Below are 14,552 nucleotides of genomic sequence, written 5' to 3'. Positions count from 1 at the left end.
ACCGGAGCACCGATTTGATCCGCAGGTCCTGACGATCACGGGGAAGGGCGTCGAAAAGGTCTCGCCCAAAAGAAAAGCCGCCTTCAGAGCAAGGCGGCCTTGGGTCGACGGTGCTGCGCCCGCGATTCAGATCAATGCAAAATCTGGCTCAGGAACAGCTTGGTGCGTTCGTTCTGCGGATTGTCGAAGAACTCGTCCGGGCTGTTCTGCTCGATGATCTCGCCGCGGTCCATGAAGATGACGCGGTTGGCGACCTTGCGCGCAAAGCCCATTTCGTGGGTCACGCACAGCATCGTCATGCCGCTTTCCTGGGCCAGGTTGACCATCACGTCCAGCACTTCCTTGACCATTTCCGGGTCCAGGGCCGAGGTGGGCTCATCGAACAGCATGATCTTGGGGCTCATGCACAGCGACCGGGCAATCGCCACGCGCTGCTGCTGGCCGCCGGACAACTGGCCGGGGAACTTCTTGGCCTGGTCCGGAATGCGCACGCGTTCCAGGTACTTCATGGCGGTGGCTTCGGCTTCGGCACGCGGCTTTTTCAGCACCCACATGGGGCCCAGCGTCAGGTTTTCCAGCACCGTCAGGTGCGGGAACAGGTTGAAGTGCTGGAACACCATGCCGACGTCCTTGCGGATGGTCTCGATGTGCTTCAAGTCGTTGGTGAGCTCCGTGCCGTCCACGATGATGTGGCCTTTCTGGTGCTCTTCGAGCCGGTTGATGCAGCGGATCATGGTGGACTTGCCCGAGCCGGACGGCCCGCACACCACGATGCGCTCACCCGGCGCCACGTCCAGGTTGATGTTGCGCAGCACGTGGAACTGGCCGTACCACTTGTTCACGTCCTGCAGTCGAATGATGGCATCAGACATGCCTGTACTCCCTAAGTATCGCGGTGCGCGCCCGCTTGGGGCGGACGCGCGGCAAAAGTGTGGGGCTGTTGACCCTAGCGTTCATGACCGGTGGCCAGGCGTTTTTCCAGTGCCTGGCTGTACTTGGACATGGAGAAGCAGAAGACGAAGTAGATCAGCGAGATGAACAGGTACGCCTCTACCCCGAAGCCGCGCCATGCCGCGTCGGACAATGCCGCCTTGGCGGCCAGCGTCAGGTCGAAGATGCCGATGATGACCACCAGCGAGGTGTCCTTGAACAGCGCGATGAAGATGCTGACCAGCGGCGGGATGACGATCTTCAGGGCCTGCGGCAGGATGATCTTGCGCATCTGCTGCCAGTAGTTCAGGCCCAGCGAATCGGCGCCTTCGTACTGCCCCTTGGGAATCGCCTGCAGGCCGCCGCGCACCGTTTCGGCGATGTACGCGGCCGCGAACATGATGATCGCGATCTGCGCGCGCAACAGCTTGTCGATGGAAAAGCCTTCGGGCAGGAACAAGGGCAGCATCACCGACGACATGAACAGCAGGCTGATGAGCGGCACGCCGCGGATGAGCTCGATGTACACGACGCACAGCGCCTTGATGGCGGGCATCTTCGAGCGCCGGCCCAGGGCCAGCAGCACGCCGATCGGGAAGGCGAAGGCAATGCCGAACGTGGACAGGATCAGCGTGAGCGGCAGGCCGCCCCAGCGTGCGTTTTCCACGTAGGTCAGGCCGAACACGCCGCCCCACATCAACAGGGCCACGGCGGTCAGGCCGACGGTCCAGATGATGGCGAGCTTCCCGTTCCAGAAACGGCGGATGCCGCTGCAGACGATGACCGCGATCAGGATGATCGTGGCGATCAGCGGACGCCATTGTTCGTCGTACGGATACGTGCCGAACAGGATCAGGCGGTGCTTCTCGATGATGAAGGCCCAGCAGGCGCCGCCGACGGACGCGCGGCATTCCTGCGCGTTGGCGGCGGTGTAGTTGGCTTTAATGAAAGCCCATTCCACCAGCGCCGGCACCGACATCAACAGGAACCAGGCCACCAGCACGGTGATCAGGATGTTCAGCGGCGAGGAGAACAGGCGCTCGCGCACCCAGGCCCACGCACCGACGTGGGTCTTGGGCGGCGGCAGCCCTTCGGTGGGGATAGGCGCGGCGTGGCTCATATGACGGCTCATATCAACGCTCCACCAGCGCGATGCGCTTGTTGTACCAGTTCATGAATATCGAGATCGACAGGCTGACCGTCAGGTAGGCGCCCATGATGATGAGAATGCCCTCGATGGCCTGGCCGGTCTGGTTCAGCGTGGTGTTCACCACCGACACGATGTCCGGATAGCCGATGGCCACCGCCAGCGAGCTGTTTTTCAGCAGATTCAGGTATTGGCTGGTCATGGGCGGGATGATGACGCGCAGCGCTTGCGGCAACACCACCAGGCGCAGCGCCAGGGGCCGGCGCAGGCCCAGCGCGCCCGCGGCTTCCCATTGGCCGTTGCCGACCGCCTGGATGCCCGAGCGCACGACTTCGGCGATGAAGGCGGCGGTGTAGATCACCAGGCCCAGCAGCAGGGCGGCGAATTCCGGCGTCAGGGTCAGCCCGCCGGTGAAGTTGAAGCCCTTCAGTTCGGGCATGTCCAGCGTCAGCGAGGCGCCGCTGGCCAGCCAGCCCGCGAGCGGCAGGCCTAGCAGCAGGCCGATGGCGAAGCGCCCCAGCGGAAACGGCCGGCCGGTGGCTTCCTGGCGCTGTTTGCCCCAGTGGCCCAGGAACAGGATGGCGACAATCGCCAGGCCCAGTCCGCCCAGCACCCAATCCAGCGAGGCGCCTTCCAGCCCTGGCACCTTCAGGCCGCGGTTGGAAATGAACACGCCCGGCAGCGGGTGGTGCGCCTGGCGCGGGCCCGGCATGTTCTCGGTGATGAGCGCGTACCAGAAGAACAGCTGCAACAGCAGCGGCACGTTGCGCATGACCTCGACGTAGATCGAGGCCAGGCGGGCCACCAGCCAGTTCCTGGACAGGCGGCCCACGCCGATCAGCACGCCCAGCACGGTGGCCGCGACCAGGGCGATCAGGCCGACGCGCAGCGTGTTCAGGATGCCGACGGCGATGGCGCGGCCGTAGGTGTCGGCCGGGCCGTAGGCGATGGTCGATTCGCCGATGGCAAAGCCCGCTTCGCGCGTCAGGAAGCCAAAGCCGGTGGCGATGTTGCGCAGCGCCAGGTTTTGCAGGGTGTTGTGGACCAGGAACCAGATGGCCGACCCCGCCAGGGCCAGCGCCAGGGCCTGGTAGGCCAGGGCGCGGGTGGCGGGGTCGCTCCAGGACCAGCGGCGCGGCGCGCGCCGCGTGGTGGCGGAACTTGCTTTACCCACGGTTCAGCCCGCCATCAGCGCGTTGACCGCGGCGGCCAGGCGGTCCATGCCTTGTTCGATCACCTCGGTGGCGGTGGCGAACGAGAAGCGCACGTAGGGCGACAGGCCGTACGAGCCGCCGTCGATCACGGCCACGCCGGCCTGGCGCAGGAAGAACAGGCTGACGTCCAGGTCGGTCTTCAGTTCGCCGTCGGGGCCGGTGCGGCCGATCAGGCCGCTGACGTTGGCGTAGACGTAGAAGGCGCCGTCGGGCGTGGCGCACGAGATGCCGGGGATGGCGTTCAGGCGGCGCACGATCAGGTCGCGGCGGGCCTTGAAGATGGCGACCATGTCGGTGACGCTGGTCTGGTCGCCTTCCAGGGCGGCCTGGGCGGCGGCTTGCGAGATGGCGCTGGGGCAGCTGGTGCTTTGCGACATCACGGTGCTCATGGCCTTGATCAGGTCGGCCGGGCCGGCGCCGTAGCCCACGCGCCAGCCGGTCATGGCGTACGACTTGGACATGCCGTTGACGATCAGCGTGCGGTCGGCCAGTTGCGGTTCCACCTGCACGGGCGACACGTGCGGCGCATTGCCATAGCAGAAGGGCGCGTAGATCTCGTCGCTGAGAATCCAGACGCGCGGATGGCGCAGCAGCACGTCGGTCAGGGCGCGCATTTCGGCGCGGCTGTAGACGGCGCCGCTGGGGTTGCTGGGTGAATTCAGGATCAGCCAGCGGGTGCGCGGCGTGATGGCGGCTTCCAGGGTGGCGGCGTCCAGCTTGAAGCCTTGCGATTCCGGGCCGGCCGCGACGACGGGCTTGCCTTCGTTGAGCAGCACCATGTCCGGGTACGAGACCCAGTACGGGGCGCACACGATGACTTCGTCGCCGGGTTCCAGGCTGGCGGTGAGCGCCGCGCTGATGATCTGCTTGGCGCCGGCGCCCACGGTGATCTGGTCCAGGCCGTACTTGGCGCCCAGCGCCAGTTCCAGGCTGTTGGCGATGGCGCGGCGCAGGCCCGGCGTGCCATTGGGGCTGGTGTAGCGGATGTCGCCGCCGGCGATGGCGGCCTGCCCGGCGCGCGCGATGTGGGCGGGCGTGGGCATGTCGGGCTCGCCCAGGGTGAAGTCGGCGATCTCGCGGCCGGCGCGGCGCAGTTCGTCGACGACGATCTTGGCGGCCATGCTGGGGGAAGGTTTGATCTGCTTGAGACGGGCGTTGACGATGCTGTTCATGGTGACTGCTTCTGAAAAAAGGCGGTGGCCGGCACACCCGCCGGCCCCGCGAAAATCAAGGAAAACGTGTGGGGCGGCCAGGCGGGCGGATCCGGCCTGGCCGCGGGGCGGCCCGCCTGCCGGAAGGCAAGGCGAGCCTGGGCATCAACGTACCGGCCAGCCGTACATCAGGCCGCCTTGCGTCCACAGCTTGTTCAGGCCGCGCTCCAGCTTCAGGGGGCTTTCCTTGCCCATGGCACGGTCGTAGCTTTCGCCGTAGTTGCCGACCTGCTTGATGATGTTGTAGGCCCACTTGTCGTCCAGGCCCAGGTTCTTGCCCATGCCGGGCGTCACGCCCAGGATGCGCTGCACATTGGGGTTGGTGCTCTTGAGCATGTCATCGACGTTCTTGGACGTGATGCCGTATTCCTCGGCTTCCAGCATGGCGTTGAGCGACCAGCGCACCACGTTGAACCACTGTTCGTCGCCCTGGCGCACCATGGGGCCCAGCGGTTCCTTGGACAGGTTTTCCGGCAGGATTTCCCAGTCGTCGGGCTTGGCCAGGCGCGTGCGCATGTTGGCGGCGGTGTTGGACTTGTCGTTGGTGTAGGCGTCGCAGCGGCCCGATTCCAGCAGGCGGAAGTTTTCGTCGTAGTTCTCAACCAGTACCGGCTTGAAGGTAATGCCGCGGGCGCGGAAGTAGTCGGCCAGGTTCAGTTCGGTGGTGGTGCCGGGCTGCACGCAGACGGTGGCGCCGTCCAGTTCCTTGACCGTCTTCACGTTCATGGACTTCTTCACGATCAGGCCCTGGGCGTCATAGAAGTTCACGCCCACGCCGATCAGGCCCAGGGTGGTGTCGCGTGTCAGGGTCTGGGTGGTGTTGCGCGACAGCATGTCGATTTCACCGGACTGCAGGGCGGTGAACTTGGCCTGGGCGGTCAGCACATTGCCCTTGACCTTGGACGCATCGCCGAACATCGCGGCGGCCACGGCGCGGCACATGTCCACGTCCAGGCCGGTCCATTCGCCCTTGCTGTCCAGCACCGAAAAGCCAGGAATGCCGGCAAAGCCGCATTGCAGGAAGCCTTTTTTCTTGACGGCTTCGAAGGTAACGCCGGCTTGGGCGCCGGACGCCACGCACAGCAGGGTCGCCGCGACGGCGGTGGTCAGGAACTTGCGCATGAGAGTGTTCTCCAGGGGAGGGGGTAGGACGAAGCGAAGGGCAAAGACCGGACGCGCGACAACGCGCCCCGCACCTGTCAGGCAGAGGCGGCGGTGTGTGCGGATACGGACGGGGAAGGGAAAGCGAGGGATGCGGCGAGGTCGCGGCAGCGGCTTTCCAGACGGGCGGCTACCGGTGGATACGGGTGGCGTAGCGTTGGAAGGTCGGGCGCAGGGCAGGCAACGTGGTCATCGGCGGCACTTGGACGGCAGGTCTTGCGTAACTGATCCCGCGTGGCGGCTGTCACGGACGGGCTTTACGAACTCATGAGACGTATGATGGCAGCCATCATACAAGTGAGCAAGTAAGGGGATTCCCGTAATGTGGGGAATGCCGGGGGTTATATGGCGCCTGCGGGGCGCCGGACGTATTCAGGGCCGATGCCTGGGGCGTGGCCGCCCGCGATCAGGCGGGCGGGTGCGACAGCAGCTTGCGGTAGCGGGCGATGCTGTCGCCCAGGTGGCGGGCCATGGCAGCGCGGGCGGCGCCGGGGTCGCGGCGCATGATGGCCGTCAGGATGGCCTCGTGTTCCTGCACGTTGCGGGTTTCGTAGGTTTCAAGTTCTTCGGGCGTCTTGCCGCCGTGCTTGATGTTCAGGTCGAGCATGACGTCGCGCACCGCGGCCTGCAGCAGCGCGGGAAAGTGCGGATTGTTCGACGCGCGGGCGATGGACAGGTGGAATTCGTAGTCGGCCTTGACGGCGGCTTCCATGTCGCGGGTAGCACGGTTGAAGGCGTCGAAGGCTTCGACGATGCCGCTCAGGTCGGCGGCGCTGCGGCGCTCTGCCGCCAGCCCACAGGCTTCGACCTCGAGCCCGGCGCGCAATTCCATGATGTGCAGGGCCCAGCGCGGGTCGCCTGCCGGCGCCACGACGAAGTCGATGGGCTTTTCGCGGTCTTCGGTGACGAAGACGCCGATGCCGGCCTTGCTGACCAGCCGGCCGCTCAGGCGCATCGAGGCCACGGCTTCGCGGATGACGGTGCGGCTGACGTCGAACTCGGCGCACAGCGCGTGTTCGGACGGCAGCTTGTCGCCGGGGCGGTACTGCCGGGCGTCCAGGCGCTTGGTCAGTTCGTCGATCACGACGTCGGTCAAGCGCGAACGCGGGCGGGGCCGGGGAGTTTCCATTGTCTCTTTTTGGGGTGTGGTGCCGGGGGACGAAGGCCTAATGATAAACGGCTGGGGCCGTATGACAGCATACAGGAGAGGAATTGGGGGACTGGCTTATCATGCCCCTTCCGACACACACACAAAATGGAACCCACGCACGATGCCGAAAAACGATCTGTACTTTGACGATGAAGACGAAGGCCTGGCTCGGGAAACCAGCCACCCCAACTTCGTGGCGCTGGCCGGCGATGACTTCTATTACGACTGCGCCGACGATTTCAGCCCGTTTGGCAGCGATGACGGCAATGATGCGTTGAGCGGCCTGCAGGACTGGTACGGCGAGAACAAGAGCGGCCGCGGCATCGTCAAGTTCATGAATGAGTTTCTGGCCGACTGGGGGTTGGACGTGCCCTGGGACCGCATTCGCCATGACCTGGATGCCAGGACGCAGTGGCTGGATGAAGACGACATGAACGAGCGCTTTTTCCAGGGCGAATGCCGGGCGATCGTGGCGACGGCGTTCGGGCAGCTGAAGATTGCCGGCCGTATCGATGCCGAATTGCTGGGCCTGGCCAAGGCGGCCATTGCGGATCAGCTGTGGCTGAATGCGCGGGCGCGCACCAAGTATCCGAACTGGGAATACGCCGACCAGGAACAGGCGCGCCTGGAACAGATGTTGGCGGTGTTGAACCAGCCGTCGGTGGGGTGATGGCGCGATGCTTGGGGTGATGCGTCAAGCGTCACCCCCGTGATCGCCTCGCAATAGCTAAGGGCCGCATTTTTGCGGCCCTTAGCTATTTCTGTGGTTTGACCCGCTCAATCAGCGCAGCCGGTACATCTGCCGGCTGTGCCTGATTGACGTGTCGGCCCTTACTGCGGCCCCAGCTTCTTGATCAGCGCGTTGAGCATTTCCAGCTCGTCGGGCTTCAGGTCCGTCAGCGGGGCGCGCACAGGACCCGCATCGTGGCCGACCAGTTTGGCGCCGGCCTTGACGATGCTGACGGCATAGCCGGCGCAGCGGTTGCGGATTTCCAGGTAGGGCAGGAAGAAGTCATCCAGCAGGCGGTTCGTCGTGTCGTGGTCGTGCGCGGCGACGGCGCGGTAGAAGTCCATCGCGGTCTTGGGCACGAAGTTGAAGACGGCGGACGAGTACACCGGCACGCCCAGCGCCTTGTAGGCGGCGGCGTAGACCTCGGCGGTGGGCAGGCCGCCCAGGTACGAGAAGCGGTCGCCCAGCTTGCGGCGGATGCGGACCATGGCTTCGATGTCGCCGATGCCGTCTTTGAAGCCGACCAGGTTGGGGCAGCGGTCGGCCAGCACGGCCAGGCTGTCGGCCGACAGGCGCGACTGGGCGCGGTTGTAGACGATGACGCCGATCTTGACCGATTTGCAGACCTGTTCGACGTGGTCGAGGATGCCTTGTTGCGAGGCTTCGGTCAGGTAGTGGGGCAACAGCAGCACGCCCTTGGCGCCCAGGCGTTCGGCTTCTTGTGCATAGGCGATGGCGACGCGGGTGGGGCCGCCCGCGCCGGCCAGGATCGGCACTTTGCCGGCGCAGGTGTTCACGGCGGTGCGGATGACATCGGAATATTCGGACGGGGCCAGCGAAAAGAACTCACCCGTGCCGCCGGCCGCGAACAGGGCGGTGGCGCCGTAGGGGGCCAGCCATTCCAGGCGCTGGGCGTAGGTCTTGGCGTTGAAGTCGCCGTTCTGGTCGAAGTCGGTAACGGGGAAGGAGAGCAAGCCTTCCGAGACGATCGCCTTGAGTTCCTGGGGAGTGGTCATACCTGAGTCCGTGATTGCTTGAAGGGAAGCCGCCGATGTCTGAACAGGGCGGCAGGGATGAAAATTCAATAGATGTATGTCATCGTACAACATACAAGATGACTGGGCAACGAGATAGGGAACCGGGCTGATGTTGTCGTACAACATAAAGATGCGTGACAGGAATGAGACACCGAACGGGCGTGACGGCGAGCGAAATTGAAGCGGGAGACGGGCTGCACCTAAGTCCAGCCGGCGACAACCAGCGCTGCAGGAAACGGGTCGGGCCTAAGGTGGGATCGGTTCATGCCTCCCTTTGCCCTGACATTCCCCAAAAAAAAGGGCGGCATATCGCCGCCCGTCCTGGCTGAACGCGAGACGCGTCAGACGGCCATGACGCCGTCCGTCATGCGCGGCAGGCCCAGCGGGTTGGCCCGCTTGATGCCATCGGGCAGCAGCGCATCAGGCAGGTCCTGGTAGCAGACCGGGCGCAGGAAGCGGCGGATGGCGGTGGCGCCGACCGAGGTCGAGGCGGGGTTGGACGTGGCCGGGAAGGGGCCGCCGTGCACCATGGCATGGCTGACTTCGACGCCGGTCGGGTAGCCGTTGGCCAGGATGCGGCCGGCCTTGCGTTCCAGCACGGGCAGCAGCGCACGCGCCGCATCGGTGTCGGCGTCGTCGACGAACAGCGTGGCGGTCAGCTGGCCTTCCAGGTGTTCGGCCACGGCGCGCATCTCGGCGGCGTCGCGGCAGGCCACGACCAGCGATGCCGGGCCAAAGACTTCGGCTTCGAGTTCGGGCGATGCCAGGAAACGCGCGGCATCGGTGCCGAAGACGGCGGGGCCGGCGGCGTTGGCGGCGGGCTTGGAGGCTTCACCGCGGCCCAGGGTGGCGACGCTGGCGTGGCCGGCCAGGGCCTGTTCGCCTTGCGTGTAGGCCGAGAAGATGCCGGGCGTCAGCATGGTGGCTGCGCCCTTGGCCTCGACGGCTTGGGCGGCGGCCTGGCGGAAGCGTTCCAGCGCCGGGCCTTCGATGCCGATGACCAGGCCCGGGTTGGTGCAGAACTGGCCCACGCCCATCACCAGCGAGTCGACAAAGCCCTTGGCGATGGCCTCGGCGCGTGTTTCCAGGGCCGCCGGCAGCAGGAATACCGGGTTGATGCTGGACATCTCGGCGTACACGGGAATCGGCACGGGGCGGGCGTTGGCGGCGGCGACCAGCGCCAGGCCGCCGCGGCGCGAGCCGGTGAAGCCGACCGCGGTGATGGCCGGGTGGGTGGCCAGGGCGGTGCCGATTTCATTGCCGGCGCCAAAGAGCAGCGAGAACGTGCCTTCGGGCAAGCCGTGCTTGGCAACGGCCTGCTGGATCACGCGGCCGACCATTTCCGAGGTGCCGGGGTGGGCGTTGTGGGCCTTGACGATGACGGGGCAGCCGGCCGCCAGGGCCGAGGCGGTGTCGCCGCCTGCCACCGAGAAAGCCAGCGGGAAGTTGCTGGCGCCGAACACGGCGACCGGGCCCAGCGGGACGTTGGCCAGGCGCAGGTCGGCGCGCGGCAGGGGTTGGCGGTCGGGCTGGGCGGGGTCGATGGTGGCGTCCAGGAAGTAGCCGTCGCGCACCACGCGGGCAAACAGGCGCAGCTGGCCGACGGTGCGGCCGCGCTCGCCTTGCAGGCGGGCCAGCGGCAGGCCGGTTTCGAGATGCGTGCGCTCGATCAGCGCGTCGCCCAGTTGCAGGATGCCGTCGGCGATGCTTTCCAGGAACTGCGCGCGGGTTTCCAGCGGTGCGGCGCGGTAGGTGTCGAAGGCGGCCTGGGCCAGCTCGGCGGCGCGGGCCACGTCTTGCGCGGTGCCGGCGGGAAAGCCGGGTTCCAGGGCCTGGCCGTTGGCGGGGTTGATGGCGTGCTGCGGGGCGCCGGTGCCCGGGATGGCGCTGGCGCCGATCAACATGTTGCCGGTCAAAGTCATGGGTGATTCTCCGAATGAAAACGCCCCCAGGCTGGGGGCGGGCAGGCGTGGCTGCAAGGCGGGGTTATTGGGGGCCGAGCTTCTTGATCAGGGCGTTGAGCGCTTCCAGCTCGTCGGGCTTCAGGTCCGTCAGCGGGGCGCGGACTGGGCCGGCATCGTGGCCGACCAGCTTGGCGCCGGCCTTGACGATGCTGACGGCGTAGCCGGCGCAGCGGTTGCGGATTTCCAGGTAGGGCAGGAAGAATTCGTCGAGCAGGCGGTTGGTGGTGTCGTGGTCGTGCGCGGCAATGGCGCGATAGAAGTCCATCGCGGTCTTGGGCACGAAGTTGAAAACGGCGGATGAGTACACCGGCACGCCCAGGGCCTTGTAGGCCGCGGCGTAGACCTCGGCGGTGGGCAGGCCGCCCAGGTACGAGAAGCGGTCGCCCATTTTGCGGCGGATGCGGACCATGGCTTCGATGTCGCCCACGCCGTCCTTGAAGCCGACCAGGTTGGGGCAGCGGTCGGCCAGGCGGGCCAGGCTGTCGGCCGACAGGCGCGATTGCGCGCGGTTGTAGACGATGACGCCGATCTTGACCGATTTGCAGACCTGTTCGACGTGGTCCGCAATGCCTTGCTGCGAGGCTTCGGTGAGGTAGTGCGGCAGCAACAGCACGCCCTTGGCGCCCAAGCGTTCGGCTTCTTGCGCATAGGCGATGGCGACGCGGGTGGGGCCACCTGCGCCGGCCAGGATCGGCACCTTGCCAGCGCAGGTGTTCACGGCGGTGCGGATGACATCGGAATATTCGGAGGGGGCCAGCGAGAAGAACTCACCCGTGCCGCCGGCCGCGAACAAGGCCGTGGCGCCGTAGGGCGCCAGCCATTCCAGGCGTTGGGCATAGGTCTTGGCGTTGAAATCGCCATTCTGGTCGAAATCGGTGACGGGGAAGGACAGCAAGCCTTCCGAGACGATTTCCTTGAGTTCCTGCGGCGTGGTCATGGGCGGGGTTCCCTGTGTGGCGGGCGACGCGCCGGCGGAAGGTCTGCCGAGTCGGTCGCGATGAATAGGTACGTCATCGTACAACATGATTTTTCAGGGTTCAAGCCGGATTCCCCTATGAGGCGCCCGATCGCCTTGGGGAAATCCGCAATTCATCGACGCCATCGGCAGCAATTATTCTCTTGGTTGTACGATAACGTATGGCATGCCGCGTTCGACGGCGCCGATCACCCCCAGGAGACCCGAATGCAGCTCGCGGCAGGCCAAGCGCCCGTGCTTATCCAGATCCACCCCCAGGACAACGTCGCCATTGTCGCCAACGACGGCGGCTTGCCGGCGGGCACCGCGCTGCCGGACGGCCTGGTGCTGGCCGAATCGGTGCCGCAGGGGCACAAGGTGGCGTTGCAGGACCTGGCCGAGGGCGAGGCGGTGCGGCGCTACAACGTGGTGGTGGGCTATGCGGCCAAGGCGCTGCCGCGCGGCAGCTGGGTCAACGAGCGCGTCACGACGATGCCGGCCGCCCGCAGCTTGCAGGACCTGCCGGTGGGCACGCGCCGCACGGCGCCGCTACCGCCGCTGGAGGGCTATACCTTTCAGGGTTACCGCAACGCCGACGGCACGGTGGGCACGCGCAACATCCTGGCCATCAGCACCACGGTGCAATGCGTGCAGGGCGTGGTGGAACACGCGGTGGCGCGCATCCGGCGCGAGCTGCTGCCGCGCTATCCGCATGTGGACGAGGTGGTGGGGCTGGAACACACCTACGGCTGCGGCGTGGCGATCGATGCGCCGGGCGCGGCGATTCCGGTGCGCACGCTGCACAACATTGCGCGCAACCCGAATTTTGGCGGCACCACCATGGTGGTCAGCCTGGGCTGCGAAAAGCTGCAACCCGAACGCCTGTTGGCGCCCGACGCCATTCCGATCCGCGCGGGCCAGGGCATGGCGGGCGAGGGCGGGGTGGATACCATCGTGCTGCAGGACGACGAGCACGTGGGCTTCGAATCCATGATCGACAACATCATGCGCACGGCCGAACGGCACCTGGAAAAACTGAACCAGCGGCGGCGCGAGACCTGCCCGGCGTCGGACCTGGTGGTGGGCGTGCAGTGCGGCGGCAGCGACGCGTTTTCGGGGGTGACGGCCAACCCGGCGGTAGGCTTTGCGGCCGACCTGCTGGTGCGCGCGGGCGCCACGGTGATGTTCTCCGAGAACACGGAAGTGCGCGACGGCATCGATCAACTGACCGCGCGCGCCGCCACGCCGGAGGTGGCCGAGGCCTTGGTGCGCGAGATGGCCTGGTACGACGATTACCTGCAACGCGGCCGCGCCGACCGCAGCGCCAACACCAGCCCGGGCAACAAGAAGGGCGGGCTGTCCAACATCGTCGAAAAGGCGATGGGCTCGATCGTGAAATCCGGCTCGTCGAACATCGACGGCGTGCTGTCGCCGGGCGACCGGCTGACGCGCAAGGGCCTGATCTTCGCGGCCACGCCGGCCAGCGATTTCATCTGCGGCACGCTGCAACTGGCGGCCGGCATGAACCTGCACATCTTCACCACCGGCCGCGGCACGCCTTACGGGCTGGCGCAAGTGCCGGTCATCAAGGTGGCCACCCGCAGCGACCTGGCGCGGCGCTGGCACGACCTGATGGACGTGGACGCGGGCCGCATCGCGACCGGCCAGGCCCGCATCGAAGACGTGGGCTGGGAGCTGTTTCGCCTGATGCTGGACGTGGCCAGCGGCCGCCGCCAGACCTGTGCGGAAAAGCTCAAGCTGCACAACGCGCTGGCGCTGTTCAACCCGGGGCCGGTGACGTGATGCGCTGGCACTGCGGGCGTTGCGGCATGCGCTCGGGACGCGTGCATGCCTGACCCATTCGGTTTCAACGGGCTTGCCGTGGGGCAGGCCTGACACCACCTGGCACCGGCCCGATGAGGCGCGGGCCGTCCTTTACAACAACGGAGACAACATGGATTCAAACAGAAGGCATCTGCTGGCCGGCGCCGCCGCGCTGGGTCTGGCGCGCATCACCCCGGCGTGGGCCCAGGCCGACGCCTGGCCGACCCGGCCCGTGCGCATCGTGGTGCCGTACCCGCCCGGCGGCTCGTCGGACATCATCGCGCGGATCATCGCGCCGCGGCTGGCCGAGGCGCTCAAGCAGACCGTGGTGGTCGAGAACAAGCCCGGCGCCAACGGCAACCTGGGTGCGGGCATCGTGGTGCAGTCGGCCCAGGAAGGCCACACCGTGCTGCTGTGCGACGTGGGCGCGCTGGCGATCAGCCCGTCGGTCTATACCAAGCTGTCGTTCGATCCGTCCAAGGACCTGCGGTCGGTCGGCATGCTGGCGTATTCGCCGCACGTACTGGCGGTGCACCCCGACGTGCCGGCCAAGACCGTGCCTGAACTGGTGGCGCTGTCGAAGAAGCAGCGGCTGAACTTTGCGGTCACCGCCATTGGCAGCGCGCCGCACCTGGCGGCGGTGGCCGTGCAGCAGGCCACCGGCGCGCAGTGGGAATACGTGCCGTACAAGGGCGGTTCGCAGGCGGTGACGGACACGATCGGCGGGCAGACGCAGGTGATCATGAACGGCCTGCTGGCCACGCTGCCGCACATCAAGGGCGGCAAGCTGCGCGCGATTGCGATTTCCAAGAAGGAACGCATGCAGCTGGTGGCTGATATTCCGACGATTTCCGAGCAGGGCGTGGCGGGGTTCGAATCCGGCACCTGGCAAGGCGTGATGGCGCCCGTTTCGGCCTCGGACAAGACCGCGAACCTGCTGGCCACGCTGATGGGGCAGATCGTCAACCAGCCTGACGTGAAGTCGCAGCTGAACGAGCAGGGGGCCGAGATCGTGGTGCGCAATCCCGCGGAATTGGCGCAGTTCTTCAGCAGCGAGCGGGCGCGTTGGGCCAAGGTGGTGGCTAGCGCGGATATCCGGCTGGATTGAGCCGGGGCGCCTGGCTGGGCCGTCGTCGGCCGGGCAAGGCCTGGAGTCAAGACCGCCGTTGTCCACAATCTGGACCGCAAAAGACTGCGGACCGCACGATGCCTGGGCAGGCATCGTGCGG

General features: G+C 66.5%; 12 protein-coding genes. 3 read left to right on the top strand and 9 right to left on the bottom strand.

The features are described 5' to 3' along the window. Positions 1-131: 131 nt before the first annotated feature. The 6 genes from ACUDP5_RS14480 to ACUDP5_RS14455 all read right to left on the bottom strand — a co-directional run bounded on the left by ACUDP5_RS14480 (position 132) and on the right by ACUDP5_RS14455 (position 6,792). Positions 132-872 carry an amino acid ABC transporter ATP-binding protein gene (locus ACUDP5_RS14480; RefSeq protein WP_006386910.1) on the bottom strand — a complete coding sequence of 247 codons (741 nt, stop codon included), beginning with the start codon at positions 870-872 and terminating at the stop codon, positions 132-134. Positions 873-946: 74 nt separating this feature from the next. Next, the gene (locus ACUDP5_RS14475) at positions 947-2,050 is read right to left on the bottom strand and encodes an amino acid ABC transporter permease (RefSeq protein WP_445659167.1); all 1,104 of its coding nucleotides are present in this window, start codon (positions 2,048-2,050) and stop codon (positions 947-949) included. Between the two features lie 13 nt (positions 2,051-2,063). Beyond that, positions 2,064-3,251 (bottom strand): amino acid ABC transporter permease, encoded by a 1,188-nt coding sequence (locus tag ACUDP5_RS14470; RefSeq protein ID WP_445659091.1) that lies wholly within the window; start codon positions 3,249-3,251, stop codon positions 2,064-2,066. A gap of 3 nt (positions 3,252-3,254) precedes the next feature. Next, a complete protein-coding gene (locus ACUDP5_RS14465; RefSeq protein WP_263914635.1) occupies positions 3,255-4,463 on the bottom strand; it encodes an aminotransferase class I/II-fold pyridoxal phosphate-dependent enzyme in 1,209 nt (402 codons plus the stop codon). A 144-nt stretch (positions 4,464-4,607) separates the two neighbouring features. Continuing rightward, a complete protein-coding gene (locus tag ACUDP5_RS14460) occupies positions 4,608-5,624 on the bottom strand; it encodes an amino acid ABC transporter substrate-binding protein (RefSeq protein WP_263914634.1) in 1,017 nt (338 codons plus the stop codon). Between the two features lie 445 nt (positions 5,625-6,069). Then, positions 6,070-6,792, bottom strand: a complete 723-nt coding sequence (locus ACUDP5_RS14455) for a FadR family transcriptional regulator (RefSeq protein ID WP_263914633.1) — start codon at positions 6,790-6,792, stop codon at positions 6,070-6,072. Positions 6,793-6,934: 142 nt separating this feature from the next. Between ACUDP5_RS14455 and ACUDP5_RS14450 the strand changes: the two genes are divergently transcribed. After that, positions 6,935-7,483: a MolR family transcriptional regulator gene (locus tag ACUDP5_RS14450; RefSeq protein WP_445659090.1), complete on the top strand. Its 549-nt coding sequence runs from the start codon at positions 6,935-6,937 to the stop codon at positions 7,481-7,483. A 161-nt stretch (positions 7,484-7,644) separates the two neighbouring features. Here the strand turns inward: ACUDP5_RS14450 and kdgD (ACUDP5_RS14445) are convergent, their stop codons facing one another. The 3 genes from kdgD (ACUDP5_RS14445) to kdgD (ACUDP5_RS14435) form a co-directional block, all read right to left on the bottom strand. After that, positions 7,645-8,559: a 5-dehydro-4-deoxyglucarate dehydratase gene (gene kdgD, locus ACUDP5_RS14445; protein WP_445659089.1), complete on the bottom strand. Its 915-nt coding sequence runs from the start codon at positions 8,557-8,559 to the stop codon at positions 7,645-7,647. Positions 8,560-8,921: 362 nt separating this feature from the next. After that, on the bottom strand, positions 8,922-10,502 hold the full coding sequence (locus ACUDP5_RS14440) for an aldehyde dehydrogenase (NADP(+)) (RefSeq protein ID WP_445659088.1): 1,581 nt from the start codon (positions 10,500-10,502) through the stop codon (positions 8,922-8,924). Between the two features lie 64 nt (positions 10,503-10,566). Beyond that, on the bottom strand, positions 10,567-11,481 hold the full coding sequence (kdgD, locus tag ACUDP5_RS14435) for a 5-dehydro-4-deoxyglucarate dehydratase (protein WP_445659087.1): 915 nt from the start codon (positions 11,479-11,481) through the stop codon (positions 10,567-10,569). A 246-nt stretch (positions 11,482-11,727) separates the two neighbouring features. Here kdgD (ACUDP5_RS14435) and garD point away from each other — a divergent pair, with 246 nt between their 5' ends. Both garD and ACUDP5_RS14425 read left to right on the top strand, forming a co-directional pair. Beyond that, positions 11,728-13,302 (top strand): galactarate dehydratase, encoded by a 1,575-nt coding sequence (gene garD / locus ACUDP5_RS14430; protein ID WP_445659086.1) that lies wholly within the window; start codon positions 11,728-11,730, stop codon positions 13,300-13,302. Between the two features lie 151 nt (positions 13,303-13,453). Beyond that, positions 13,454-14,431, top strand: coding sequence for a Bug family tripartite tricarboxylate transporter substrate binding protein (locus ACUDP5_RS14425; RefSeq protein WP_445659085.1), 978 nt, complete (start codon positions 13,454-13,456; stop codon positions 14,429-14,431). The last annotated feature ends 121 nt before the right edge of the window (positions 14,432-14,552 follow it).

It is taken from the genome of Achromobacter sp. NCFB-sbj8-Ac1-l (assembly GCF_052695805.1).
Note: the sequence above shows the minus strand (reverse complement) of the source record. Positions and strands in the feature narration are given on the sequence as shown.

Coding starts and splice junctions, on each gene's coding strand:
- ACUDP5_RS14480 (WP_006386910.1), bottom strand. CDS start 872: ATGTCTGATGCCATCATTCGACTGCAGGACGTGAACAAGTGGTACGGC.
- ACUDP5_RS14475 (WP_445659167.1), bottom strand. CDS start 2,050: ATGAGCCACGCCGCGCCTATCCCCACCGAAGGGCTGCCGCCGCCCAAG.
- ACUDP5_RS14465 (WP_263914635.1), bottom strand. CDS start 4,463: ATGAACAGCATCGTCAACGCCCGTCTCAAGCAGATCAAACCTTCCCCC.
- ACUDP5_RS14460 (WP_263914634.1), bottom strand. CDS start 5,624: ATGCGCAAGTTCCTGACCACCGCCGTCGCGGCGACCCTGCTGTGCGTG.
- ACUDP5_RS14455 (WP_263914633.1), bottom strand. CDS start 6,792: ATGGAAACTCCCCGGCCCCGCCCGCGTTCGCGCTTGACCGACGTCGTG.
- ACUDP5_RS14450 (WP_445659090.1), top strand. CDS start 6,935: ATGCCGAAAAACGATCTGTACTTTGACGATGAAGACGAAGGCCTGGCT.
- kdgD (WP_445659089.1), bottom strand. CDS start 8,559: ATGACCACTCCCCAGGAACTCAAGGCGATCGTCTCGGAAGGCTTGCTC.
- ACUDP5_RS14440 (WP_445659088.1), bottom strand. CDS start 10,502: ATGACTTTGACCGGCAACATGTTGATCGGCGCCAGCGCCATCCCGGGC.
- kdgD (WP_445659087.1), bottom strand. CDS start 11,481: ATGACCACGCCGCAGGAACTCAAGGAAATCGTCTCGGAAGGCTTGCTG.
- garD (WP_445659086.1), top strand. CDS start 11,728: ATGCAGCTCGCGGCAGGCCAAGCGCCCGTGCTTATCCAGATCCACCCC.
- ACUDP5_RS14425 (WP_445659085.1), top strand. CDS start 13,454: ATGGATTCAAACAGAAGGCATCTGCTGGCCGGCGCCGCCGCGCTGGGT.